Source organism: Natronorubrum halobium, from assembly GCF_051351675.1.
Lineage (GTDB): Archaea > Halobacteriota > Halobacteria > Halobacteriales > Natrialbaceae > Natronorubrum.
In genome coordinates, this window is sequence record NZ_CP195596.1 from 1 (window position 1) to 24,076 (window position 24,076).

Here is a 24,076-nt window from a genome sequence, read left to right on the forward strand (position 1 = left end):
CAGTGGGAGATAGCCACGGTAGCTACAACAGGCACAATAGTTACAGTAGCTACAATAGTAGGGATAGGCTCAACATCTACCTGATCCGAAACAGGTGCCTTACTCTAACCAGCTGTAATAGGGGACGTGGCGACGATACGAACCGTACGATGAACAGATACAATAGGTTCAATAGGTGAAATAGGTGCCTCCTTTGCCACACCTAAGCCACCTATTGTCCCTCCCCCACCTATTACATCTCCAGTAGGTAGAATTAAGAAGATAGAGTAGTAACTATTCTCCAACGCCTGAAATAGAAGGTGTCGAGACAATAGGCACCTATCGCACCCTGTTCAACGCAAATACGATTCACCAATGGAAGCTACAACGACCGAGCCACGCGCCGTTAGCGTGGTCATCCTGAAAGGCGGTGTCGGTAAATCAACAACGTCGATGAACCTCGCGCGCCAACTCGCCGAGCACGGCGAGACCCTCTACGCCGACCTCGATCCGAACGGCCACGCGACGAACGGTCTCGGTTTCGAAGACGCATATCAGGCCGAGATCAATCTCGGAGACGTCATCCTCGAGGGCGACGCGACGCCCCGGGACCTCATTCGAGCAACAGAACACGGATTCGATCTGCTTCCGTCGTCGGACACGCTCGAGGACGTCGAAAAGGACCTCGCCGGCGCGATGCAGGGGTCGGCGCGGATCAAGTCGAAAATCGTCGATCCGCTGCTCGGAACCGAGTACGAGTACGTGGTCTTCGACTGTCCGGCGTATCCGGGAATGCTCAACAACAACGCCCTCGTCGCGACGGGGAACGTTGTCATCCCGATTGAGCCGGGCTCGAGCGCGATCGGCGGCTACAAGCGAACCATGGAGCGGTTGATCGAACCGGCACGAGAGTACATCGACGTCGACGTCCTCGCGGTCGTTCCGAACAAACTCTCCGACCGGATCGATCAGCAGACCGAGGACCGGGAACTGCTCGAGAACTTAAATAAGGCCACCTACGAGGTGAATCCGGACCAGCCGCTGCAGGAGGCAGTGCCGAACTTCGCTCGGATTACGGCCGACGAGTTCGACGCGATCGACGCCGGCGAGATGACCCCACCGAAGCCGGGAATTCGGCATCGATCCGCACTGTCACGATCGCTACAACACAACCAGCCGTTACAGGATTACGACCCGGAGAGTGACCAGATCGCGTACTACGAGGAACTCGCCGAGATCGTTGCGACTGGAGGGATCGAGCGATGAGCAATCCGTTCGACGATCTCAAAGAAGACGACGCGGAGTCAACCGGATCGGAGGGTGAGACGGAGAACGAATCGACGACCGTTTCGGCGGAAACTGCTGACGAATCGTCGGCGGAGGACCCTTCCACCTCGAATACGAGCGACGAGCCGAGTCCGAATCAGTCGGTAGATCGAGATGAATCCGACGAACAACCGGATACTGCACTGACGCCCGCAGAGATCGGTCCGGCGTTCGAATACAGCGAGGTCCAACAAAAACCGTTCTACGCGCGCACTGAAACGGTGAACGAATTCGAGAACAAGATCCGAACGACGATCGTTCCGACGCTCGCCGAAGCGGAGATACTCGACGAGGAAACTCGCGAGATCCACGATGCGGTTCTCCGTCTCGCAAACGAGGAACCCGAGCGGGTCGCTGAACTCGTACTCGAGGAACGGCGACAGTCGGCGAATCAGTAAGGTAGATGCTCTGTTCACCGACTCCCGAACCATCTCTAAACGCATCTGTCCGGACAATCTTGTGTCGACCATCCGATAGCTCCCGCACCATTCTAGTGACAGGGAGCGCTCGCAGTGTTTAACCCTCTCTAGCAATTCCGTACAAACGACTGATGGAACGCCTAACTCGCCAAAACGAGCGCGACGAACAGACGGCAGACCAGACAACTGAGCAAGAAGGCGTTCAGAGCTGTCCCGAGTGTAACTCGGATTCGCTGGTTAGAAGCGCGGACGAGAGCGAAGTGAGCTGTGAGGACTGCGGGTTGATCCTCGAAGAGGAGACCATCGATCGCGGACCGGAGTGGCGGGCGTTCGACCAGTCGGAGCGAGACAGCAAATCTCGCGTAGGGGCCCCGACGACCCAGACGATGCACGATAAAGGGTTGACCACCACGATCGACTGGAAGAACAAAGACGCCTACGGCCGATCCCTGTCCTCGGACAAGCGGAGTCAGATGAATCGGCTGCGGAAGTGGCAGGAACGGATTCGAACGAAGGACGCCGGCGAGCGGAATCTCCAGTTTGCGCTCTCCGAAACCGACCGAATGGCGTCTGCGCTGGGCGTTCCACGGTCGGTCCGGGAGGTGGCGAGCGTCCTTTACCGACGCGCACTCGACGAGGACCTCATTCGCGGGCGCTCGATCGAGGGCGTCGCCACGAGTACGCTGTACGCTGCCTGCCGTATGGAGGGGATCCCACGGTCGCTGGACGAAGTGGCAGCAGTCTCACGCGTCGAACGCATGGAGATCGGGCGCACGTATCGGTATATTTCGCAGGAACTGAGCCTCGAGATGGAACCCGTCGATCCGAAAAAATACGTTCCTCGCTTCTGTTCCGAACTCGATCTCTCCGAGGAGGTCCAGGCGAAGGCCAACGAGATCATCGACACGACGGCCGAAAAAGGGATGTTATCAGGAAAGTCACCGACCGGATATGCCGCAGCTGCGATCTACGCGAGTTCGCTCCTCTGCAACGAGAAAAAGACCCAGAGAGAAGTCGCTGACGTCGCGCAAGTGACCGAGGTTACTATTCGCAACCGATATCAGGAACAGATCGCTGCGATGGGAATTCATAACTGACTTCAGCGTTTCCCGACCGTCTACGGAATCGCTCCAAGAGACAGTGTGCTTATGTGGGGAACAGGCGCAAAACCTCACCCTTCAGGACAGGGAGGATGTCAACAGGCGTCCACGGCTCTGGTTCGCTCAATGAATTGGTTTTCGATACGTCGAGACACACAAGTCAGTATCCCAACAATCATGAGGTAAGGTATGACCTTCGATGACCGAGGCGACGAACTCACGGCGTTGGAGACAGCCTTCGATTCGTCCGGTCACGACTTCTACGTCGTCTACGGGCGGCGCCGCGTCGGAAAGACGGAACCGCTCAAAGAGTTCTGTAGTGAACTACTCCGCCCTACTCGTCGCCTTCGGCGACTCCTTGAGGGCAAAGCTTCTTTCTTCGACGACGCGACTTGCAGATACTTCAGTCGAAATCAAGGATGTCCAGTCGGATGGGAGTTCATGACGGGTGCCGATCCTTGGAAGTTGCGACCGTCATCTGAACCCCAGTAACGCCCGACCGACTACTGAGGCAGACTTCGACGCGTACTTCCCGATCTGCGGTTCGAATTCAGGCGGGCAACCACTCAATCGGGGAGAATTCATTGCAGGCGAATAGAGCCACTCGTTGACCGACTGGTCGAACGTCGCCTCCGTATCCTGTCTGACGAGAACGGTCCGTCATCCTGGCGGGGCGCTATTCGATGACCGTCACGTCGAATTTCCCGCGCCATCGGTATCGCCGGCCGCCCCAGACGAACGTCCGGCGGGCGAACGCGTACAGCAGGAGGGGTACGAATACGAACAGCGCCGGATACGCCAATACGGCCGTCCATCGGCGGACGCCGAGGACCTCGTTGACGCCGAGGTGCAGCACCGACAGGGCTACCGCCGCAGGGACTGGGGCCAGGACCGCCCCTGCAAGGACGAGCAGCGAGACGAACCACGTCCCGGCGATGGCCCCGGGAAAATGCCACCGTAGAATTTGCGTCCACCGGACCGGGCGTTCGACCGCCTCGTGGATGGACCCTCCGATGGGGACGATGCGCGTCCGGCCGACGTTCGTCACTTGGAGGTACTCCATGAGGAGCCCATCGTCGCTGACGGTCCGCCGAAGCTCGTCGAGAAACGCGGCCTCGTCGATGTCGCCCCGTTCGAAGATAACCGAGCCGCCCCAGATCTGGTCGCCGAGGGAGAGGGGTAGCGAGCCAGCCGATGCATACAGCGGTTCGAGCAATACCGACAGAGGGTCCCGCCCGACGAAGTACGGCACCTCTGACACCGGCCCGTGGTCCTCGTAGTCCGCGTTGAGGGTCGCCAGCCAGTCCGGGGGGTGGTGGAAGTCGTCGTCCGTCCAGACGAAGCGATCCTGGCACGCGGCCTCCATCCCAGTGGCGATGGCGTTGGCTTTCCCCGAACAGCCTTCCGGCTCGCCGGCGGCGATGAATCGGACACCCTCGGGGCGGTCTGCCTGCTCGGTGACAGGGTCGTCCTCGTCATCGTAGATGATCAAGAGCTCGTCGTTGTCCCCGAGTTGGGCGGCCAGTTCCGCGCATGCGTCGGTCCACCTCGTGGTCGGCAAGAGGACGCTCGTCGGCGGGCGATCAGACATAGTAGTTAATCATTCTTGTCGGGGAGACGGTGAGCGCGCTGGCGGCGATCCATGGACGCTTATGGTACAGGGCGTTAGGGCGATGTCGCTTGCACGTCCACAGGAGTTCAACACTAGGTCGTTCGTTTCATTATTCTGTGTTTCCGACGATCCCTGCTGTCATTCTTCGCCAGAGGGATGGGAACCGTCGGGTAAGCGATAGACCGATTCTCGTTGTCCTATCGGGCGTGATCACCGGCCGGGTCGAATGGATCTTGTCGGCCAGCTTGCGGCCGACCTCCTCGGGGTCGACCGTCATCCACTCCGGGTACTCAAGGTCAGCGGTCATCTGCGTGTTCGTGGATGGCGGAATCATTACCGTGCAGGAGACACCGGTGTGTCGGAGTTCGAGCTGTAGTGAGAGGACCAGTGCCTTGATAGCGCCTTTGGTTGCAGAATACCCGGATAGGCCAGGATGCCCGGTGTCCGCCGTCCCGGACCCCATATTATGGATGATACCCGAACCTCGCGCTCGCATATGCGGAAGGACCGCCCGAATCATTCGTTGGTAGCCGAAGAAGTTGACCTCGAACTCATGACGCGCGTCAACCATCGAGCACTCCTGAAACGAACCGACTCGCGCGATACCCGCATTGTTGACAAGGATATCAATGCGACCCCATCGGTCGATGATCTCGCTCACCGTCGTGTCCACGGCTTCGGTGTCAGTGACATCGCACTTGTAGTATCGAACCTGGCCGGCACTGTCGTCTCGAACGTCACGAACGTTGTCGCCATTGATGTCGAGTGCGGCGATCCGATGATTGTCCTCGGCCAAGGCTGTCAGCATGTGGTAACCGATCCCCTCGTTCGCGCCGGTGAGAATGACGACCATCTCGTCGTTCGACGGAGTCATACTCTGCTGCGAGCGCCCCAGCGCCGAAATAATGTGTACGATCGGTAGCCCGCCGATAAATGCCGAGAGGAATTGCTCGCTCGGCCCCGGACGTTGGGATCGAAGCCCGATATCTCCGTGATTGCTTTCTCTAAATTCATCAATTAGCGTTCCTCACTCGGGGGTGATGAACGCGCTGCCGGCGATCCATGGACGCTTATGGTCACCGACTTTACGATGGCGTCCCATCGCTAGCACATGCGTTATGTCACCGTCGTGGCCTACCCCGCTGAGGAGGGGATCAACCGACTCGATCGACGGGTTAACGAACTCGGCCTAGAGTACCGGGCCATCCACCGGATGGAACTCCTCGACGACGACACCGTCGCGCTGTTCGCCGAGGGCCGCGGCGACGTCGAGGGACTCCGACGGGTGCTGTCGGAGTCGTCCGAGATCTTCGAGTACTCGATCACCGGCGACGACGCCGGGTTCTTCTCCTACACGCGGTATGCGGCGGACGACCTGACCCGGCTGCTCATGGAGGGGCGGCGCGAGTCGTCCTACCTGATCGACATGCCGGTTGAGTACACCGACGACGGCGGCCTCCGGGCGACATACATCGGTACGGAGGCGGCCTTCGCGGACATGCTCTCCGAGCAGCCGGCGGGCGTCCGAATCGAAGTTGAGCGGACCGGCCCGTACACGCCCGGTCCACGCCACGTCGTCTCCCGACTGACCGAGCGCCAACGCGAGGTGCTCCGGACGTCGGTCGACCTCGGCTACTATCAGGAGCCCCGTGAGGCGACCCACAACGAGATCGCGGCGGCGACCGACCTGGCCGAGACGACCGTCGGTGAGCACCTCCGGAAGATCGAGGCGACCGTGTTCTCGTCGCTCCATGTCGGCGCCGCCCATCGCTGATGCGACTGAAAATCTCGAGGAACTCCGGCTCCAGTCAGCAGTTCAATCGCCCGGGCCTACTTGGACATCGACCTCCTTGCCCTCCACAAAGACGAATTCGAGGAATACGAAGCCGAGGTCGAAGGCTTCGAAGCTGGCTACTACGAACGAATCCAGGAGGTTCTCATTCCGTCACTTGCGTGGGGACTTACGGTCGAGAAGTGACGGGGCGGGGCGCCGATACTGTTCATTGCACGCACAATCGTCGAACCATGGCGTGTACGATGGTTCTGGTCACCGATTGTCACGCGTGAACGTCCGAGCTACTCCCCACTAACTCGTCCTGCGCCATACGCGGGGGAACGTTGTCGTTACTCATCGCGAAGGACTCCTTCAACGCTTCTGACTTCGATTGCCACGCTCGACGATGGCCGGCGAGACGTTCGAAAGTAACCACTTACTGCAAGTACACCGTGATTCAGCCGCTATTCAGAGGTCGAGAGATTCGTATTTCACGTCTTTCAGTGATCCCTTCGCGAGCGTACCGGGTGTCTCGCCCGGCGTCACCGCCCACGACCAGAGCGTGACTATCGGATCGTCCTCGTTGCCGTCGGCACACAAGCAGACTCCGTTCTCGGGGTCCGTGAGGACATGCTGGACGTCAGCCGTGTCGAATCTATCCCTCTGGGCGTCGAACCAGTCGTCGAAGTTCTCAAGTCGCGTTTCGCTGCTCTCGGATCGTTCCTCGATGTGTTCGTACTCGAGCATTGATTCGTACTGAAAGTGATTCGTGACGGCACCGAACCCTGGGTAGGTCGCGTTATCGCGACAGCATCCGGGCTCGCCTCGATCAAGGCGATGCCGCCAGCTGCATTTGCGACCAGGAAGTTGGTGTTCCGCGCGTGAGGGATTCGTTTGAGGAAGGTCGAGTAATCACCGGTGCAGTAGTTCGGTTATCATAGATCTGATATGGGTTATATCTATAGATAAAAGATACCCAGTGCCAATAAGGAACGGTTGCTGAGAGTCTTGAGAGAGACAGCGAGCACGCGGCAGTGCGTTCGATCAAGTACAGACATACTCGAGTATCGCTTGCTGCATTGGGAGACGAGTTTTGGCTTGTTGCCACACGACCGAACGGTCACCGTCCAGTACGGAAGTCGTGATCTCTTTGCCACGATTAGCGGGGAGACAGTGCATCACAATCGCATCCGGTGCAGACGAAAGCAGATCGCTGTTTACCTGATACGCGGAGAACGCTGCGAGACGCTCTTCGCGTTCGTCCTCCTGTCCCATACTCGTCCACACATCTGTGTAGACGACGGCACTCCCTTCGACTGCGCTGACCGGATCGTCGAAAAACCGCAGTGAACCCGGTCCTAGTGATCGGATCAGTGCAATCGTTTCGTCATCGAATCGGTACGTCGGCGGGCAAGCGATACGGACGTCGATTCCAGCGAGAACACAGACGGAGGCGAACGATCGAGCGACGTTCGTGCAGTCACCGACCCACGTCACGGGCAGTCCCTCGATCGTTTCGAATCGTGACTGGAGGAAGTAGAGATCGGCAAGCGCTTCGCACGGGTGGGCCCGATCACTCAGCGCGTTCACCACTGGAATCTCAGCGGCTGAAGTGAACTGTTCAAGTGTTTCGTGGTCTCCGGTGCGCACGAGTACCCCGTCGACGAACTGCGACGCCGCACGAGCTGCGTCGGTTACGTCTTCGGTTCCGTGACCGAACTGGAACTCGCCTGCGGACATGGAAACCGCGTGTCCGCCGAGATAGGCCATCCCGGATTCGAATCCAAGCCTGGTTCTGGTACTTGGCCGTTCGAACAGTAGCGCGACTACGCGCTGAGAGAGATTTGCGTTTGCTGCCCTCCCTGTACGGTCCTGGTCTAACAGCTTGGCGGTGGCACAGAGACTGGCGACAGTCTCGAGATCAAGATCGGCTATTGTGAGTAAATGGCGAGGCTGATTCATCCAGAAGTACTCACGACTAGCGTATTTATCACCCTCGATACGGCAGGAACGTTCGGTTTATCGGCACTCAATTGAATCGACCAAGTAAACGATATTGTGGGCACTATTATTCGGTTCGTAGTGTTACGTTCGCAATTTATATTCACCACGACTGTGTGAACACCATTTGCATTTGGCAGACATCGCAGTGATCAGTAAGCGCCGTGTATTCAGCACGCTATCCCGGATATCTCTCAGTACTGATAGACCGTCCAGCGTTCAGTAAGCATTTTCTAAGCATCAGCTATTCCAGTGAAAGCCCGCTGAAACGAAGTGACGAGACAGGTGCTACTTCTATCCACATTGGGCGACGCAGTCTCAACTTCTGATGGTCGACCAACTTGAGAGTGAATCAAACACAGCCATACTCCGTGGAGGATCTGGATCTTTCGCTAGTTTGTAGAGCGGTACTTAAGTATCGGTTATAGCGGACTCCGGTTTTCCCCGCGCCGAACGAGTCGCCGTTTACCAGCGAGCGGCTCGCGACGGTCGCGACCGAACCGGCCGAACCTCCTCTCGGGCACTGTTGATCGATCGCGCTTGAGCCGCTCAGGACCGACGTCTCGCGCGCAGGGCTACCTACTCGGCCGCTCAATGGAGGCTTGAACGATCGCTCCGGGCCGGTCAGTGGCCCGGGCCAACAGTTGCCCTTGTGCATCCCAAATCGCGGAGTTCCCGGCGGCAACGTCGAACCCCTCACCGGTTGAGCCGGCAACGCTCGCGAAGGTAACGTAGGACTGACAGGCTCGCGCGATACGAACCGCTCGTTCTTCCTGTTCTTCCAGTTCGTGATCGTGGTGCAACACGCCAGCCACGTAGAGATCGACGGCCAATTCGGCCACACCATTAACGTGCGCGGAGACGCCGGTATCTTTGCAAATTCCGAGGCCGATTCGCCAGGTGTCGACCGCAAGAACCGTCGGCCCGTCCCCCGGGATGAAATGCGCACGCTCGGGAGCGCCCAACCACCGTTTGCGATAGGCAATGGACACGCCCGATGCATCGACACGCAGCATTGCGATGTGCTTCCCGCCGGCTGAAGATTCTACTGGAGCTCCGGCGAGCGCAATCGAATGTTCTTCTATACAGGCGTCGACGATCACGTCGAGCTCCGGGCTATTCAGCGCCACCGGTTCCACGTCGAAGTGATACCCAGTCAGAGATAGCTCAGGGAAGACAACGAGGCGCGCATCCGACTGCCGCACCATCTCCGCGTGTTCCTGCGAATTGCGTTTAACGTCTTTAGGTACACACGTGGGCTGTGACGCCGCGACTCGCAACGGCCCGCTCATTGCCCTGATACTACCGCCTACTCTTATTTAGCCGTTGACCATTATGCAAGCTATGCACTCCTGCGAGGGCGATGTTGAAATTTATTCTGCGTCGATCTGGTCGCAAATAGTCGCCGCCAACTCGAGGGCCGCCGTCAGGACCCGGTCGTTCTCGTCGTAAGCGGGATCGTACGCCGTCAGCGCGGCGGCCCGAATCTCGAAGCGCTCCCCAACCGTTCGGATCGCGTCCCGGAGCAAGTCGAGGGAGAGTCCGCCGGGGGGCGCGAAACCGTTCGCGGGACCGATCCGGGTCGCGTCGAGGACGTCAAGGTCGATGTGAAGATACACGCCGTCAGTCCGGGTCTGCAGGGAGGACAGGGGATCAACGAGCGAGGCAAGGGGGTCCGGCTCGGTGAGTTCTCCCGCGTTGATATGGGCCAGCTCCGAGTTTTCCACTCGGTCCGCTTCGCCAGCGTCGAGCTCGCGGGTGCCGACGAGGCACGCGTTTCGCTCCGGAACCGGCGTAAACCCCGGAAGTCCGCCACAGAGTGTGGTCCAGCACGTCCCAGTCACCATCGCGAGCGCCATACCGTCGAAGAACCCCGAGGTGGACGTCTCCGGAGTGTTGTAGTCTCCGTGCGCGTCGAACCAGACGATCCCCGGGGGGTTCATGGACCCGTCAGAGGACGACCCGAGGCCGGCAAACGTGCCGAGGCAGCTATTACAATCTCCGGCGAGAACGAGCGGGAAGCGACGCTTTTCCACGGTCGCTCGAACCCGGTCCGCAAGTGCCGAGTTGAGATCCATCGCGGCCCCGATTTCGTGCGAAAAAGGACGCGGAGGGTCGACCCGCTCGACCGCGACCTCGTGACCGCGATTTCGGAGTCGCTTCCCCACGCCGGCCTCGACGAGCCGATCGGGTCCGCGCCCGATGCCGGACCGTTCCCGTCCGTGGTGGTACGGTACTTGGAGTAGGCAGACGTTCATGAAACGACCTCGTTCGGTTCTCTCAAACTCCACCGACCGTCGTAAACCTTCGGACCAGTCGGCCAGGAGTTGTACTTCTCGATCGCTTCCGTCGCGGTCCTCTGGGCCTCATTTCGTCCCTCCCACTTCCAATCTGGCGGTTAAACAACCGAACTGGCAGGATCGAAAGGGACTGTCGTCTCGGCGAAGGATGACGAAGTAAGCACTGAGCCGGCCACCGGGAGGCGAGGCGCACAGCGAGTGCGAGACCGAACGGGGTAGACCTCGTACCGCTCGAACGGGAAGCGAAGATACCTTGACGTCGGCTGGCAGTACGAAACTGTCCGCGTCTTCGGTGTGGGTCGGCCAATCCGTGAAGGGGGCGAGCGTTGCCTAACTCCCACTCGCCGCACATCTCTTTCCACACTTCTGAAAAGCTGTCGTCCTCGTCCGCGTTTGACTGCTTCGGGAGGTAGACTTGCTTACGTGTGGGCGTATTATCGTCAGTCTCCGTCTTGGTAACGTGGAAGCGCTTGCCCTCCCGGTACATCCACTCAATCGTGTCGGTCTCGTCGCTGCGTTCGAAAATGCGCGTCGGATCCAGAAAGTGAACGCCGTACGCTTTGCAGGCCTTCTTGACATCCTCGCCGTCGAATTCCCGATCCATCGTGATGAGGTCGAGATCGACCATTTCGGTCGCATGGGACAGGAGTTTTTCAACGATATTATCTTTTGACTGGCCGTGCTCATGTGGCATGGCGTCGAGGACGAGCGGCACATCCGTGCCAACGATCTTGAGCACCGCTCACTGGTAGGCGTACTCGCCGTCTTTCGTCCCGCGAATCTCGTCTTCGTGGCCAGTATACGGCGTAATTAGTTGCGTCATTCGATATCCCTTCGCTCAAATCGACGTTGACTGACGAGCACGAGCACAACGGTTGCGATTAGTAAGATGCCAGCAGAGACTAAATTATAGTTCCCTTCGATCAAGATCGCTGATGGATCGTAGTACTCTCGTGGACTGATATTCATCATCCACGAGAGTACCGTCCCGGACGCAAAAATCCCGATCAAATTGAGAAGGGCTATTATTCCCGCGGCAATTCCCTGTGCGACGGTAGCCCGATTGAACACCGTCAACGTTGAGAGATAGATACCGATCCCTGCACAGGTGAGCAGATATGGAATAGCAAGGATATGAACCATCACTAAGCGAATCGGATCGACAGGCTCTCCGATACCGAGGGCAGTAACGTAGACAACGACCAGCAAAACCCCATTCACAATGAAAATCGGGACAAGTATCGAGGCAAATTTCTCTACAAGGAGGCGCGACCGGGAGAATGGAAGTAAAATAAGGAGATCCATCCGGTCGTGTTCAATATCGTCAGCGATCAGGCCCGCTGCAGTGTACGCGAAATAGATACCGAGTGCCCAGATCACGACGAAAGTGTAGACCTCAGACGCGAGCCATCCTTCAATAGTAGATAGTTCTACGATACCAAACGCCTCGAGCACACTCGGTGGCATTATTTCAACCGATGTGCGCAATTGCTCCTTCGGTAATGACTGGAAAAAGAACGCTAAAAATACTGCATAAACGCTAACAATTACTGTAAGCCCGGCTGTCCCACGGAGTCGTCGACTCGCTTCATACCGGGCCGTCTCAAACATGCGCTTCCTCCCTGCGATCATCGGCCAAGTGTGAATTGGATTCTCCATAGTAGTGCATGAACACGTCTTCGAGTGGTGGCTCGCTGATCTCGACATCGAGAATCCCGTAGTTCGCAAGCTGTCTGAAGAGCGTGGTGTAATCACCGGCGTAGGTGAATTGAAGCTCGTCACCGATCGTCGTGATGTCTACCACACCATCAACCGTCGACAGATCCTCGCTTGCCTCGTCAACTAACCGGACACGAACGCGTTTTCCGCCGCGGTTCACCAGTGACTCGATATCCTCAAGCCCGACGAGACGACCCTTGCGGAGGATTCCCACCCGATCACAGACGCGACGGACTTCGCTCAGAACGTGCGACGAGAAGAAAAACGTCGTTCCGTGCGTCGCTTCGTCTCTGATGAACTCGTTGAATTGTGCCTGGTTGAGTGGATCGAGCCCCGAGGTTGGCTCATCCATAACGACGAGATCGGGATCGTGCATGAACGCCTGGACAATGCCGAGCAGTTGCCTGTTCCCACTCGAATACTCCCGGATCGGCTGATCGAGCGGTGGTGTGAACAACTCGAGGAGTTCCTCCAAGCGTTGATCTCCCTTCGCTGACCCTTGATAATCCAGAAATTGTCGCCCTGTAACCTCTTCGGGGAATCCGAGGTCAGCTGGTAGATAGCCGATCTGGGGCTTCACGTCGATGAAGTTGGGTTCAGTATGGATGTCCGCACCGAATAGTGAGACATTCCCCGAAGTAGGTTTCAATAACCCAAGTAGCGTGCGGATTGTTGTCGTCTTTCCAGCACCATTTGGACCGAGAAATCCGAAAATTTCACCATCCTCAACGGTGAATGATATGGTGTCGATCGCCCGAATGTCGCCGAACTCCTTCGTCAGGTCCGATACTTCGATTACTACCATGAATGATCCGAGGCCTCTTAACTAGTTAACTATTTCGGTTAATAGAGTATACCGCTGTACCGCTTTGTTTATCCCGCTAATACTCATAGAGAGGCATATGACCGGATTCAGTGAAGCGGAACGTGAGCAAATTAGAGAGGAACTACTCCAAAATGGGGAAGCCTTGCTGATTCAGTACGGCCCAAAGAAAACTACGATCACCGACATAACTGATTCTGTTGGCATTTCTAAACCTATGTTCTATCGATTCTTTGACTCAAAGGCGAATCTCTATTTAGAAATATTGGAGAGGGCCAGTGAAGACTTCTACCAGAGCGCGTATTCAGAGTTAGATGGTGAAACTGACCCCTATGAGGGACTCACGAGTCTCCTCAATTGCTATCGGTCGTATTTAGAGGAAAACCCACTCGTTCAACAAGTGTTTTTACAAGACAACTATCGAGAATTATTACGTAACGTTTCTCCGGAATTACTGAGAGAGATCCAACAGGAAGGAGTGGCTGATCTCCTGCCGTTGATTCGATCCCTTCAGGACCAGAGCAGCGGTCAATTTGCAGAGTATGAGCCAACGATAATTCTTGGTGTGTTGGGAACACTTGCCCTCCAGGTGCTGCATAAAGATAGATACGACGAATACGAAGAAGGGTATTATGACGAAGTGATGGAGCTTCTCATCGACTCGCTTGCGAAGGGATTGACTGCCGACTAGTCTGCTGTCAGCTAGGTCGGTTGTTTATTCGCGGATAAGCATCGAAATTTGGGGTGCCAGGATACATTCCGAAACTCGTTGTGCATGAGAAAACTGCCTGCCTGACTGCAGGACTAGTCGGAGGAAGGCCCAATTCACCTACAGCTTGTATCAAATCGAAGGGTTCGGATACGCTTACATCGCGCTCCAAAGAGCGAGCAATCCGAATCCGACGATAACTACACCCGCCAGTTGTGTCACTCGGCGCATGACTGAGCGAGTGAACCGAGTCCGGAAGAGACTCACACTAACACTCAGCGTGAGCCACCAGAGGGTCGAGCCGAAAAAGACACCACTGACCAGCATGGCGGCCTCAGCGTACTCACCGGACATGCCGACGCCGAGCCCGGTGAAGATGCCAATGAAGGCGATGATTGTCACCGGGTTAGTAATCGTCAACAGGAACGTCGAGCCGTAGTCCTTGGCAAGTCCATGTACGTCTGAGGTGGCCACTGGCGTCTCTGCTGGCTCGGCTCGGAACGACTGGACTCCGAGATACAACAACAGGAGCCCACCACAGACACGTATCGCGGTCTGGTGATCAAGCAGGAGCGACGATACCACAGTGATACCGAACCCTGCAATCGCTCCGTAAACGGCGTCCGCTGACGCTGCTCCGAGTCCACTACTGAAGCCCGAAATCCGGCCTTTAGAAAGCGTTCGCTGGATGCATAGGACTCCGATTGGGCCGACCGGGGCTGCAATCGAGAATCCGAGCACGATACCCTGAATCAGGATGCCGATTGTCGATGTCGTTAATACACATCACCTCGCGACCGTCTAAAGACAGAGCGAGGATAAGTAACTTTAGGAAACGAGGTGTCCTCACTGATCCCGGCGACATGATCCAATCTCGTCAATGGCCGATTCGCGACGTCTATCGAGCATGGCTCTCGAAACCCATCATCGCAATAGGGGTTCCAGCGAGTGCCTCGCCCATCTCCGGGCGCTGAAAAACAACACAACCTGCCGCAACGTCAGCAGAAATCACCACAAGTCCGACCGATTCCCCCTACTTCGCCCACGTTGTCCGGACATTACCCGGCGCTCAGTAGGGCCGATAGCGGGGAGTGACGTCGCCGGTCAAGACGCCGCTCTCGAACGCGTCACTCGGGCTCCCACTGGTGGATAATGGTTCTGATCAACCTCAATGTCCACCGCCTTTGGCGGAGGTTTCTGCTTCTACAGATTCAACACCACGATCGTCGGGTCGGTCAACAACCCCGTCGGTCCACGTTCCTCTGAGGAAGTATAGGCAGACAACAACGGCCATACAGACGTTTGCGATGGTTTCACCGTACCAGACCCCGATTGCACCGAGTCCAAATGGTTCGGCGAGCGTGTAGGCAAACAGCGCCCGAAACAGGATATATCCGACGATGGAGAGGTACATTGCCGCGCGAGTGCTTCCGCTTCCACGGACTCCGGCTTGGACGATTTCGAAGAGACCGAGGAACACGAATGACAGACAGATGATTTGAAGATACTCGGTTCCAATATCGATGACTGCAGGCGCGCCACTACCCGTGATGAATACGTCAACAATTGGCTCCGCGAACGAATACACACCAATCGTGAATACGAGATACGCACCCATGACGAGCCCTGACGCGGCATACACTCCTCGTTTCGCCCGATCGACCTGTCCGGCTCCAAGGTTTTGACCGACGACGGTTTCAACCCCACCAGCTAACCCGAATGCAAGTAGCGTGACTACCGATGTGATTCGCGAGCCAATGCCGTAGGCAGCGACGGCCTCCGCTCCGCTCAGCGCGACGACTGCGGTCAGGATTGTGACGCTTGCGGACGTCGCGGTGACTTCGATGCTGGTCGGCGCACCAATCGAGATGATTTTCCGGACAACGCTCCTCTCAAGCGTGAAGTCAGACAGCGATAGCTGGATTCCAACACGCCCCGAGAGCAATAGACCCAGGCCGATTATCGCGGCGGTTCCCCGTGCGAGAAGCGTGGCAACTGCCGCACCCTGGACGCCGAAGCCGTCGAATCCGGTCGTTGCGTAGAGGGTTGCCTCGAGTGACTCGAGATTGAACCAGACGAAGACGGTGTTACCCTCGAAACCGAGAATGAAGAACGGGTCGATAAGGACATTTATCGCGACACTTCCGGCCATCAGATACAGCGGAGTCCTCGTATCTCCCCATCCCTGTAGCAGCCCCTGAAACATGAACAACATGAAAATAAACGGCAGACCGATAAATTGGACCCGAAGGTACTGGAGTGAATACGTATACTCGAGTGACCCTGGGTCGGCTCCGATGGTCTGGAGCAATACCGGCACGGAGACATAGCCGACGACAGACAAACACGCCGCGATCGCAATGACGAACACGATTGTTTGGCCCGAAATTCTGGCGACGCGATCGATTTCCCCAGCGCCCTTGTTCTGTGCGACCAGTACCGTTCCAGCGAAGGTGAATCCGATCACGAAGCTGATCACTAAATTCTCGATCGCCCACGCGTACGAGAGCGCGGAAACTGCTTCCTGTCCGAGCCGACCAATCCAGTAGGTATCTGCGAGATTGTACCCGACCTGTAACACGTAAGAGATCACCAGAGGAACCGACAGGACGATCAGCGGCCAAACGAGGTCCCCATCGGTGACGTTGATAGATCGATCCCCGCCCGAGTCCTGACTCATGGGTGCGCGACCCCCGCCGAATCTATCCAAAAAGACTCATTCAGGTTCGCGAGGCTATCCGTCTGGGACTTGACTATATTGCACTCCCGACCAATATTGGGGGTATTCCTCTTGCTCCCGGTTTCAGTTTTGAACGTGATCTTGGCTGGTTTTGGCCAGGTGGTTTCGTCTTTCACGGTCGATACTACGACAAATGAAAACATGAAATTTTTCTGAAATTGATTTTAGCAAGCACCCGTATTCGGCTGTCCACATGCGAGTCTGAAGGAAAGTACAGAGACAGACACAGCCGTCAATTGTCCCGAAATTCGAGAGACAGCGACGAACATTGCTGAAATCGAGATTTCGACCAATAAGAGGCAAATGACGCATCGCGCTCTGGTCGCTAAAATCCATTTCAGCAAAGCCCTATGTCCAATGACAGTGTACTCACCTCATGGACGATGCACAGCGCGGCCTAGCGTATGAGCAGTTTCCCGAGGGAATGGAAGCTGCTGACGCCTTCGCGCTTCTCGGAAACGGGATCCGTATGCAGATCTTACAAGCCCTCTGGGCGGCACCTGAAACACCGGTCGCGTTCTCCGATCTTTTTCGAGCGACTGACGCCACTGATTCTGCTCAGTTTAGCTACCATCTCCAACAATTGACGCAACACTTCGTTCGCCGGACGGAGAACGGATATCGTCTCAGACAGGCCGGTAACAAGGTCGTCCAAGCCGTTCTTGCCGGTTCATTCACTGCCCATCCATCCCGCTCAATCGCCATTTCAGATAGCTGTGTGAAGTGTTCCGGCCCGCTTGAAGCAGTGTACGATGACGAGATGCTGGCAATAACGTGTCTACGATGCCACTTCGAGCATGGAGAGTACCCGTTCCCACCGGGTGCGCTGAACAATCGGACGGATCCGGAAGTGCTCGAAGCGTTTGATCACCGCGTTCGTCGTCTCTATGGGCTCGCAAAGGATGGCGTCTGTCCCGAATGCAGTGGACGAATGCAGACAGTGGTCGCAACCCCCGATGACGCTGTTACCTGCGATCTCGCTGGAGCTCCACTTCGAGCGGGGTACGTTTGTGAACAGTGCGCGCACACGCTTACGTCAGGGGTTGGGTTGGGTCTCATCGATAATTCTGCCGTGATTGCGTTCTACGAGAATCATGATATTGATCTCAGTACAACTCCGTACTGGCAGTTGAAGTGGTGCGTCAGCGACGAACCCATGCAGGTTCAATCACAGAAGCCATTGCGCATCTCCATTACGATAACGCTCAATGACGACGTTCTAGAAATCGTTCTTGATCAGGAACTAACTGTTTGTGAAATTAGCCAAACCTACAATTCGACCACCAATGTTGCTGTTCACGATGAGTGAGAGCAGACAAAAACTTCTCCGTTCCAAAAACGATCCGGGAGAGCAGTAGTTGGCCCGAGAACTCTACACGTGGCGCAACGAGACGACGGCTACTCCGCCGCGCACCAGATTGAGCGCCACGAGCACCACGACGGCCGACTGGATAGTTCAAGGACGGATAGGGCTTGAAGTACCCTGTCGAAATATCCGGCTCTGTTGAAATCCTAGTAGCTCGATACTCTCGCTACTGAAACAGCCGTTGGGTAGGTCTGCGTGTATCTCGTTACTGGGTAGCCCAGCAGCGTTGATTACAACAGTGAGAACCGGGGCGCACTCACAGCTCCAGAACAACTAAGCCAGCAGTCGTGGATTATAGAGTATGGACCCAGTCACATGGAGGAAATCGAAAGGCTTGGCATACATCGGATTAGAAGCCGGGGCAATGATTTGCGTTGCCCTCTTACTCGCGTTGACTGTGTTGAAAATTACCAACACTTTCTACGAACCTGGTATCGACACGTCACTCATTGCCGTCGCCGGTATCATCCTTGCCATCATGGGCACGGAATTCGACAAATCTGACAATGATGGTACCAGTGCGTAGCGCTGGTACGTTTGAGTGCTGTATCTACCAATCAGAGTGACTGGTCGAGAGTATAAATGAGGCAGCCGAGTGCAAGTTCACGGAATTGCTTCCACCAGTACCGAGAACGGACGAACACACCGTACTTGCGCTTGAGACTCGAATGTACCGTCTCGTTCTGACTCCGCTGCCGTACAAATCCGCATCTAATCGCGCATTCCACGCGTTATGGAGTGGCGAGAACTCACGGTGTTCGATGAGCGGACGCACGTTCTTCTCACGGGCTAATACACGAGTCTCAGGAGGAGCTCTACGTCCTGCTCAATGGCCCCGATCACGTGGACGTTGACGAGGTCCCCGTCGACGTCCACGTGGGAGGCATCCTTCGGCTGCCGGCAGACATTCCACGGAAGTTCGTCAACGAGATCGACGAGGAACAGCGGTGGCTGATGGTCGGCGCGGAGCCGGTCGGAACGGTCGACGACTTGGGTGAGTTCGTCATGGTCGAGGAGTAGATCTGAGCGAATCGCGAGCGAAGACGGGTATTCCTCGGACGTTTCGCCGTCGCCAAGTATACGGCTGTCCGGCCGAGACACTGTTCTCGCCGGATTCCGCCGCACCAACGTACCATCGCTCGCGACCCCCGGAGCGCTTCCCGCTAAGTCAACATGTTCACGGCAATCGCTACGTTCGTCGCCCGTCACTCTCCGCTCGATGGCCGACACCAACCAACAGGTGATTGAACGACTGTATGCGGAGGTCTGGAACGGTACTAACCCGAACACGGTTGAAGAACTGGTACACGAAACATACGTCATCCACGACAGGGAGCTCGCCGAGGAGTTGCGGGGGCCCGAACTGTACGAGGCACTCGCATCGTCGATGCGATCTTTGAGACGTATCGGCAGTCCTTCTCGTTAGAGGAGTCAGAATTCGGCGACTGTTCGGCAATCTATCCCCTATCGGAGAGTGAAACTCCGGGATACGGACTGGCGTATAATATGGAGCAGATTGACGATGCTGAGTCCGATCCGACGATATTCACCGAAGCGCTCCAAGTTCTCTTTGAACGGTCGCGTTCCACATATCTTCGGTTGGCCCTCGCTGGCGAGGAGGACGTCCTAGCTGCCGACCTCGATATCGATGCTGTCAGGCGAGCAATTGGCCAGGGGTCAGTCGAAGAACTTCGCAAGAACGCCGAAGCCGCAGTAGCCCTTCTCGACGCAGCTGGTGAGTCGGATGAGGCTGCAAGCGCCGATGAGACAAAGAGCTGCTGGGTGACACTCTCGCCAACGGATCTCGATAGGCTCCGTGAGGCGGTTTCACCAGAATCTGTGATAGCGCCATACCTGACGGGGACAACACGTCCGCCGAAGAACATCCGCTTCGTCGGTCCCTCCGACACTACATCGAGACTGGGGCATCCCCGTACGGGCCGGAGTCGCCATCGGCTGAAACATCGCATACAAAGGTACTCAGACAGCGTGCCTTCGAAACCATCCATGATGCACCTATCCAATTTGCCGATGGTCAGGGAGGAACCGACATCGTCGGGTCCATCCAATCCCGTGGTGCAGGGACCGGGGGCGGTGGCGGTAACGAACTCACCGACCGACCTGAGTTCGCTGAGGAGGTCATCGTTGCCTCCGTCTGTGCCGAGCTACAGTCGTGGATACAGAATACAGACGAGGATGAATGGTATCCCAACTTGGCCAACTCCTAGAGGAGATTACTGACGAGTCGAGTTCGCGTCCGTGGCACAACCCCGGCCGATGTCGAGACGTCAAGGGGCTGGGATACACCGCTGAGCAGCTCGCTCGGCAGATCATTGACGTTCTGATGGGCTGCAAAGAGCTTGCTCTTGTGAACGCTGTATCCCCGCCCTATTCGCTCACCGCTTACGCGGTTTGCTCGTTGAGAACGGGCTTAATGCCCTCTTTTCCAACTAATCACCGACTCGAAGAGCCAGAGACCGGTGAACTACCGACACGCTGGTTCAACTCGGCAGTCGCCCCGTTCGCTCGAGGGAGACCAGAACGATGATCGTCGCCCCGAGAAAGAGTGCAGCACCGCTAAACACCGCGTCGTAGGAGTACCCGCCTTCGATGAATACGCCCAGGACGAACGATCCGAGCGACTGCGTGAGCATCCACACGGAACTGAACACGGCGTAGGCGCTCCCCCGCGTCGAGTCCGGGAGCGTATCGAGGAGAAACGTATCCGTCGCCGGAAACAGGGCGTGGATGACGAAGCCGATAACTCCCGAGATCACGACCAATCCGAGTAGCCCGTCCACCGTCGTCAACACGAGGAGGGTCCCGGCGAACGCACCGACGACGCCGAGCAGGTACGGAACGCGCGGCAGTCTGTCGGCCAGATCGCCGCCGAAGTAAAACGCGGGAATACCGGCGGCGAAAACGATACTCAACATCAGTCCGGACGCTCGAGCGGAGAGCCCTTTCGACTGCATGTACAGTTCGTAGAAGTTGAACACACCCTGCCAGATGAACGACGCGATGCCGACGATCGCGAGTGCGGTCACGATGATCCGCCACTCCGACAGCGCACCGGCGACGAACTTTCGATCCGCCGATCCAGCCCGTGGCAACTCGGTCCGTGTCGAAACGAGCCCCGTGTACCCCGTTACCACCGCCGCACCGACGGCGATCGCCCACAGCGAAAGCCGCCAGTCGACGACGAGCGTGATCGCCACGAGCGGGGCTGCGGCCACCGCAGCGAGCTGACCGGAGGCGCCGTGAATACCCATCACACGTCCGACGCGGTCCGGGTACAGCTCGCTCAAAAACGGATTCGCCGAGACGAAGTAGACGCCGGAGGCGATGCCCATCAGGAAGGCCCCGGCCATCAGGTGGCGGACCGTCGTCGCGGTCGCAGCGAATCCACCGGCGAGCGCGAGGATCGATCCGGACACGATCACGACGTAGTGTCTCGGCACTTTTGTCAGGAGCCAGCCCGTCGGTAAGCGAGGAGATGCGCTCCCGACCCACGCGAGCGTGACGAGGAGTCCGGCGGTCGCCTCGCCGATCGAGAACTCCGCGATGATCACGTTCAACAGCGGTGCAAAGATGATTCTGGCGAGGTTGAGGAGAAAGACGAGGCCACAGAGAGAGGCGAACAGTCGGGATCGGGACACGGTCGGTATTTCCAACAGCAGGTCTCAAGCGTTCCGAAATCAGCTCGGTAGGAATGGGACGTTTCGACATCCCAGACGAAGCACACGACAACTGCTTCGAGGCGTCTCTCGTGGCGCTCGGGCGAGGAGTTCACCGAGCACGCCCTCGAAAGTGAACCCCTCGTTCGGGCGATCGATACCAGTTACGAAGACTGCCTGGCTCCCCTCGAGTGTCCCACTCATCGCCCGGCAGTTCCGACGGTAACGGCCCAGAACCCGGCGACGGTCGCGACGAGCGTCAGCAGAATAGCGACGAGATAGCCGTCGGTGTACGCGACGCTCGCGGTTCCGAGCGGTGGCATCGCTAATGCGGTGACGCCGATCGCGATATTGAAAACGCCGACGATGGCGGTGTCCTTCTCGGGGGGATACACACTCATAAGGAGCGGGATGTAGAGCGTTGCGGAGCCGCCCAGACCGAGTCCGATCAGGAAAATTGCCACCGCCAGCGCCGGAACACCGGGGACGAACAGCAGGGCGATGCCGGCGGCCGCGCAGACGAGCGACGCGAGGAATGCACGCCGTGAGCCCATGACGTCGGCGAGATAGCCGCCGCCGATCCGCGAGATAATGCTGACGCCGCCGATCAGGCCGAACGCGAGCGAGGCGCCGGCCGCCGTCAGTCCGCGATAGGCGAACAGGTCGACCGCGTAGGCGGCGAGAAGCTGATACCACGCGAACGAGAGCGCGATCCCGACGAACAGGATCTGAAACGTCCGCGTACCGCTCAAACGGGAGAGCCACTCGAGCAGTTCGCCGACGGTCGCGGTCGACTGCTCGGCCCATCGCGGCCGGCGACAGACGAGGCCAGCGAGGAGAAACGCGAACGCGGTCATCAACATGATGAGGAGGAAGCCACGGCGCACGCCAACCTCCGTAAAGGCGAACTGCCAGATCGGCGGGAGTACGGACAGTCCGAGACCGTTGCCGACGAATATGAGGCCCGTCGCAGCACCGCGACGGCTCTCGAACCAGCGCGGGATGATCGACGCGAGGAGCACGAAGACCGTCCCGAGCGCGAGTCCGAGGACCGCGAAGACGACGGTCAGTCCGGCGACCGAACTCGTGAGATACAGCGACGGGGCCAGGAGGCACGTCGCGATCGTACAGACGAGCAGTACCGCTCGAGCCGAAAACCGCGCGCCGAACACCCCGACGAGCCCGGAGCCGATGAAGAAGGTAAAGAGCATGATCGCGAACACGCCGGAGAGCGCGAGCGACGAGATCCCGAAGGCGTCGCTGAACGGGGCGCGGAAGATACCGTACGACAGCGGCGTGCCGAAGGTAAAGACCATCGCGACAGCGCCGACGAGCGCCACTAGCCAACTGTAGCGGCTATCCGGACGTTCGGTACGGTCGGTTCGCACGACTTGCTCTCGGCCACACTCGATCGAAAGGGTTCTGATTCACGGACGAACACCGAACTGTTTCCGCCTGATGTTCGTCTGGTTCTCGCTTCCGGTGGTGGTCGACAGTACCCGCGTCGTCGTGTCGAAGAGTCTCGTCCCCGATGACTGGACGGGCGCGAGCGGATGAAGTACCATACGGAACCGGCCACGACTGCGATGTGGTGGGCGGCCAACGAGGAGACGCACGAGCGCATCGTCGGCCGGCGGTTCCGGCAGGGAAGCCAGCTTCTCAATAGCTACCTATTTTGGAATATGAACCTATTGTAAATGCAGGAGTATGCAGCTCAGTACGTTCATTAGACGCAATCTCCAGTGCCATATACCGTAATTCGGAAGCGTTTGTCAACCGTCGGTGCGGACGCCGTAGATGGCCTCGGCTCGACAACCCTCCGCTCTCGATTGACTTTCCAGTACTGATCGTTGTACTTCGCTTGTAGCCAACCGGAACGGAATACGAAACACACCACCGTTACTCGTTTCCAGGAACGTCTCAAATGAGATTTTTGCTCGTGTGACACCACTCCCGGGAGAATATAGCTACATTCTCGAGAGTGCGACATTCCCGCCAATACAAGTCAGAGAATGACACACATCATTTACAACCCTGGACACCTGAGTGGGCACAAATGAGTTCGGTCAGGGCAGATCCGATGGATCCACGGGTTCTCGAGCGCAATTACGACTACGCGCAAAAGAACGTCCGACTGCTTTCGAGCTGGTACGAGTGTGATCCCGAGCGAATGATCGAGTTGCTGGCCGAGCACGGGATCGAACTCTCGAGGAACGATCGCCTCCAATTCCAGTGGTATTATCAAGCGATACGGGACCACGCAGCTAACTCCGACGGTTGAGAACGCTCAATTAGTACGATAGCGGAGGGCACGGTACAGGGTTTACGCACAGTTCTTACTTCTACCGAAGGAAGCTTTCGCGCTGTAGCGCTGTGGAGACGTACAACGAGAAACTACGTCTGAGAGGGCGTCACGACCCGCGGTAGTTACGGTGAAACCATTCAGTCGAGATCAGGAGCGACAGATCGATGTTCTTCTCGGACTCAGGCTGAAAAATCAGTATATGTATAGTGAGTACGGGGAAGAGAGG

24 protein-coding genes and 4 pseudogenes are annotated in these 24,076 nt (G+C 57.4%); 14 read left to right on the forward strand and 14 right to left on the reverse strand.

Translation table 11 applies throughout. The features are described 5' to 3' along the window. Positions 1 to 354 precede the first annotated feature (354 nt). From ACSFC7_RS24000 to ACSFC7_RS24015, 4 genes and pseudogenes are all read left to right on the forward strand, one after another. Complete coding sequence (locus ACSFC7_RS24000) at positions 355 to 1,245, forward strand: ParA family protein (RefSeq protein ID WP_436348406.1); 891 nt, start codon at positions 355 to 357, stop codon at positions 1,243 to 1,245. Then, complete coding sequence (locus ACSFC7_RS24005; protein ID WP_436348408.1) at positions 1,242 to 1,703, forward strand: hypothetical protein; 462 nt, start codon at positions 1,242 to 1,244, stop codon at positions 1,701 to 1,703. Before ACSFC7_RS24000 ends, ACSFC7_RS24005 begins: the two co-directional genes overlap by 4 nt. Positions 1,704 to 1,855: 152 nt before the next feature. Further along, a complete protein-coding gene (locus tag ACSFC7_RS24010) occupies positions 1,856 to 2,821 on the forward strand; it encodes a transcription initiation factor IIB (protein ID WP_436348410.1) in 966 nt (321 codons plus the stop codon). Between the two features lie 192 nt (positions 2,822 to 3,013). Continuing rightward, positions 3,014 to 3,146: pseudogene (locus tag ACSFC7_RS24015) on the forward strand (ATP-binding protein); the annotation flags it as partial. A 354-nt stretch (positions 3,147 to 3,500) separates the two neighbouring features. On the opposite strand, the gene ACSFC7_RS24020 reads toward ACSFC7_RS24015, so the two are convergent. Then, positions 3,501 to 4,415, reverse strand: coding sequence for a glycosyltransferase (locus tag ACSFC7_RS24020; protein ID WP_436348412.1), 915 nt, complete (start codon positions 4,413 to 4,415; stop codon positions 3,501 to 3,503). 130 nt (positions 4,416 to 4,545) lie between these two features. Continuing rightward, positions 4,546 to 5,310, reverse strand: coding sequence for an SDR family NAD(P)-dependent oxidoreductase (locus ACSFC7_RS24025; RefSeq protein WP_436348414.1), 765 nt, complete (start codon positions 5,308 to 5,310; stop codon positions 4,546 to 4,548). Positions 5,311 to 5,547: 237 nt separating this feature from the next. On the opposite strand from ACSFC7_RS24025, the gene ACSFC7_RS24030 reads away from it, so the two are divergent. Both ACSFC7_RS24030 and ACSFC7_RS24035 read left to right on the forward strand, forming a co-directional pair. Continuing rightward, on the forward strand, positions 5,548 to 6,210 hold the full coding sequence (locus ACSFC7_RS24030) for a helix-turn-helix domain-containing protein (protein WP_436348416.1): 663 nt from the start codon (positions 5,548 to 5,550) through the stop codon (positions 6,208 to 6,210). A 60-nt stretch (positions 6,211 to 6,270) separates the two neighbouring features. Beyond that, positions 6,271 to 6,414 (forward strand): hypothetical protein, encoded by a 144-nt coding sequence (locus ACSFC7_RS24035; RefSeq protein WP_436348418.1) that lies wholly within the window; start codon positions 6,271 to 6,273, stop codon positions 6,412 to 6,414. Between the two features lie 264 nt (positions 6,415 to 6,678). Here ACSFC7_RS24035 and ACSFC7_RS24040 read toward each other — a convergent pair whose 3' ends face one another. The 7 genes and pseudogenes from ACSFC7_RS24040 to ACSFC7_RS24070 all read right to left on the reverse strand — a co-directional run bounded on the left by ACSFC7_RS24040 (position 6,679) and on the right by ACSFC7_RS24070 (position 13,035). Then, entirely contained in the window at positions 6,679 to 6,957 is a 279-nt protein-coding gene (locus tag ACSFC7_RS24040; protein ID WP_436348419.1) for a hypothetical protein, read from the reverse strand. Between the two features lie 297 nt (positions 6,958 to 7,254). Further along, positions 7,255 to 8,172, reverse strand: coding sequence for an ornithine carbamoyltransferase (gene argF / locus ACSFC7_RS24045; protein ID WP_436348421.1), 918 nt, complete (start codon positions 8,170 to 8,172; stop codon positions 7,255 to 7,257). A 614-nt stretch (positions 8,173 to 8,786) separates the two neighbouring features. Further along, entirely contained in the window at positions 8,787 to 9,503 is a 717-nt protein-coding gene (locus ACSFC7_RS24050) for a carbon-nitrogen hydrolase family protein (RefSeq protein ID WP_436348423.1), read from the reverse strand. Between the two features lie 168 nt (positions 9,504 to 9,671). After that, positions 9,672 to 10,469: pseudogene (locus ACSFC7_RS24055) on the reverse strand (arginase family protein); the annotation flags it as partial. A 376-nt stretch (positions 10,470 to 10,845) separates the two neighbouring features. After that, positions 10,846 to 11,316 (reverse strand): annotated as a pseudogene (locus ACSFC7_RS24060) (transposase); the annotation flags it as partial. 14 nt (positions 11,317 to 11,330) lie between these two features. Next, on the reverse strand, positions 11,331 to 12,122 hold the full coding sequence (locus ACSFC7_RS24065) for an ABC transporter permease subunit (protein ID WP_436348425.1): 792 nt from the start codon (positions 12,120 to 12,122) through the stop codon (positions 11,331 to 11,333). Then, positions 12,115 to 13,035 (reverse strand): ATP-binding cassette domain-containing protein, encoded by a 921-nt coding sequence (locus tag ACSFC7_RS24070; protein ID WP_436348427.1) that lies wholly within the window; start codon positions 13,033 to 13,035, stop codon positions 12,115 to 12,117. The genes ACSFC7_RS24065 and ACSFC7_RS24070 overlap by 8 nt, the downstream gene beginning before the upstream one ends. Positions 13,036 to 13,132: 97 nt before the next feature. Between ACSFC7_RS24070 and ACSFC7_RS24075 the strand changes: the two genes are divergently transcribed. Further along, on the forward strand, positions 13,133 to 13,744 hold the full coding sequence (locus ACSFC7_RS24075) for a TetR/AcrR family transcriptional regulator (protein WP_436348429.1): 612 nt from the start codon (positions 13,133 to 13,135) through the stop codon (positions 13,742 to 13,744). A 174-nt stretch (positions 13,745 to 13,918) separates the two neighbouring features. Here ACSFC7_RS24075 and ACSFC7_RS24080 read toward each other — a convergent pair whose 3' ends face one another. Both ACSFC7_RS24080 and ACSFC7_RS24085 read right to left on the reverse strand, forming a co-directional pair. Further along, entirely contained in the window at positions 13,919 to 14,503 is a 585-nt protein-coding gene (locus ACSFC7_RS24080) for a LysE family translocator (RefSeq protein ID WP_436348431.1), read from the reverse strand. A gap of 427 nt (positions 14,504 to 14,930) precedes the next feature. Beyond that, positions 14,931 to 16,442: an MATE family efflux transporter gene (locus ACSFC7_RS24085; protein ID WP_436348433.1), complete on the reverse strand. Its 1,512-nt coding sequence runs from the start codon at positions 16,440 to 16,442 to the stop codon at positions 14,931 to 14,933. 436 nt (positions 16,443 to 16,878) lie between these two features. On the opposite strand from ACSFC7_RS24085, the gene ACSFC7_RS24090 reads away from it, so the two are divergent. Together ACSFC7_RS24090 and ACSFC7_RS24095 are read left to right on the forward strand one after the other, a co-directional pair. Then, positions 16,879 to 17,811 (forward strand): DUF7351 domain-containing protein, encoded by a 933-nt coding sequence (locus tag ACSFC7_RS24090; protein ID WP_436348435.1) that lies wholly within the window; start codon positions 16,879 to 16,881, stop codon positions 17,809 to 17,811. Between the two features lie 358 nt (positions 17,812 to 18,169). After that, complete coding sequence (locus ACSFC7_RS24095) at positions 18,170 to 18,394, forward strand: hypothetical protein (protein WP_436348436.1); 225 nt, start codon at positions 18,170 to 18,172, stop codon at positions 18,392 to 18,394. A gap of 31 nt (positions 18,395 to 18,425) precedes the next feature. Here the strand turns inward: ACSFC7_RS24095 and ACSFC7_RS24100 are convergent. Further along, positions 18,426 to 18,667 (reverse strand): annotated as a pseudogene (locus tag ACSFC7_RS24100) (IS5/IS1182 family transposase); the annotation flags it as partial. 44 nt (positions 18,668 to 18,711) lie between these two features. Between ACSFC7_RS24100 and ACSFC7_RS24105 the strand changes: the two are divergent. The 3 genes from ACSFC7_RS24105 (at position 18,712) to ACSFC7_RS24115 (ending at position 20,109) form a co-directional block, all read left to right on the forward strand. Next, positions 18,712 to 18,888 (forward strand): hypothetical protein, encoded by a 177-nt coding sequence (locus tag ACSFC7_RS24105; RefSeq protein WP_436348438.1) that lies wholly within the window; start codon positions 18,712 to 18,714, stop codon positions 18,886 to 18,888. A gap of 199 nt (positions 18,889 to 19,087) precedes the next feature. Further along, on the forward strand, positions 19,088 to 19,294 hold the full coding sequence (locus ACSFC7_RS24110) for a hypothetical protein (protein WP_436348440.1): 207 nt from the start codon (positions 19,088 to 19,090) through the stop codon (positions 19,292 to 19,294). A gap of 80 nt (positions 19,295 to 19,374) precedes the next feature. Further along, positions 19,375 to 20,109, forward strand: a complete 735-nt coding sequence (locus ACSFC7_RS24115) for a hypothetical protein (RefSeq protein ID WP_436348442.1) — start codon at positions 19,375 to 19,377, stop codon at positions 20,107 to 20,109. 260 nt (positions 20,110 to 20,369) lie between these two features. Here the strand turns inward: ACSFC7_RS24115 and ACSFC7_RS24120 are convergent, their stop codons facing one another. Both ACSFC7_RS24120 and ACSFC7_RS24125 read right to left on the reverse strand, forming a co-directional pair. Then, complete coding sequence (locus ACSFC7_RS24120; RefSeq protein WP_436348444.1) at positions 20,370 to 21,527, reverse strand: MFS transporter; 1,158 nt, start codon at positions 21,525 to 21,527, stop codon at positions 20,370 to 20,372. Positions 21,528 to 21,745: 218 nt separating this feature from the next. Continuing rightward, on the reverse strand, positions 21,746 to 22,933 hold the full coding sequence (locus ACSFC7_RS24125) for an MFS transporter (RefSeq protein ID WP_436348446.1): 1,188 nt from the start codon (positions 22,931 to 22,933) through the stop codon (positions 21,746 to 21,748). A 165-nt stretch (positions 22,934 to 23,098) separates the two neighbouring features. On the opposite strand from ACSFC7_RS24125, the gene ACSFC7_RS24130 reads away from it, so the two are divergent. Next, positions 23,099 to 23,242, forward strand: a complete 144-nt coding sequence (locus ACSFC7_RS24130) for a hypothetical protein (protein WP_436348448.1) — start codon at positions 23,099 to 23,101, stop codon at positions 23,240 to 23,242. A 359-nt stretch (positions 23,243 to 23,601) separates the two neighbouring features. After that, positions 23,602 to 23,826, forward strand: coding sequence for a hypothetical protein (locus tag ACSFC7_RS24135; RefSeq protein ID WP_436348450.1), 225 nt, complete (start codon positions 23,602 to 23,604; stop codon positions 23,824 to 23,826). Positions 23,827 to 24,076 lie beyond the last annotated feature (250 nt).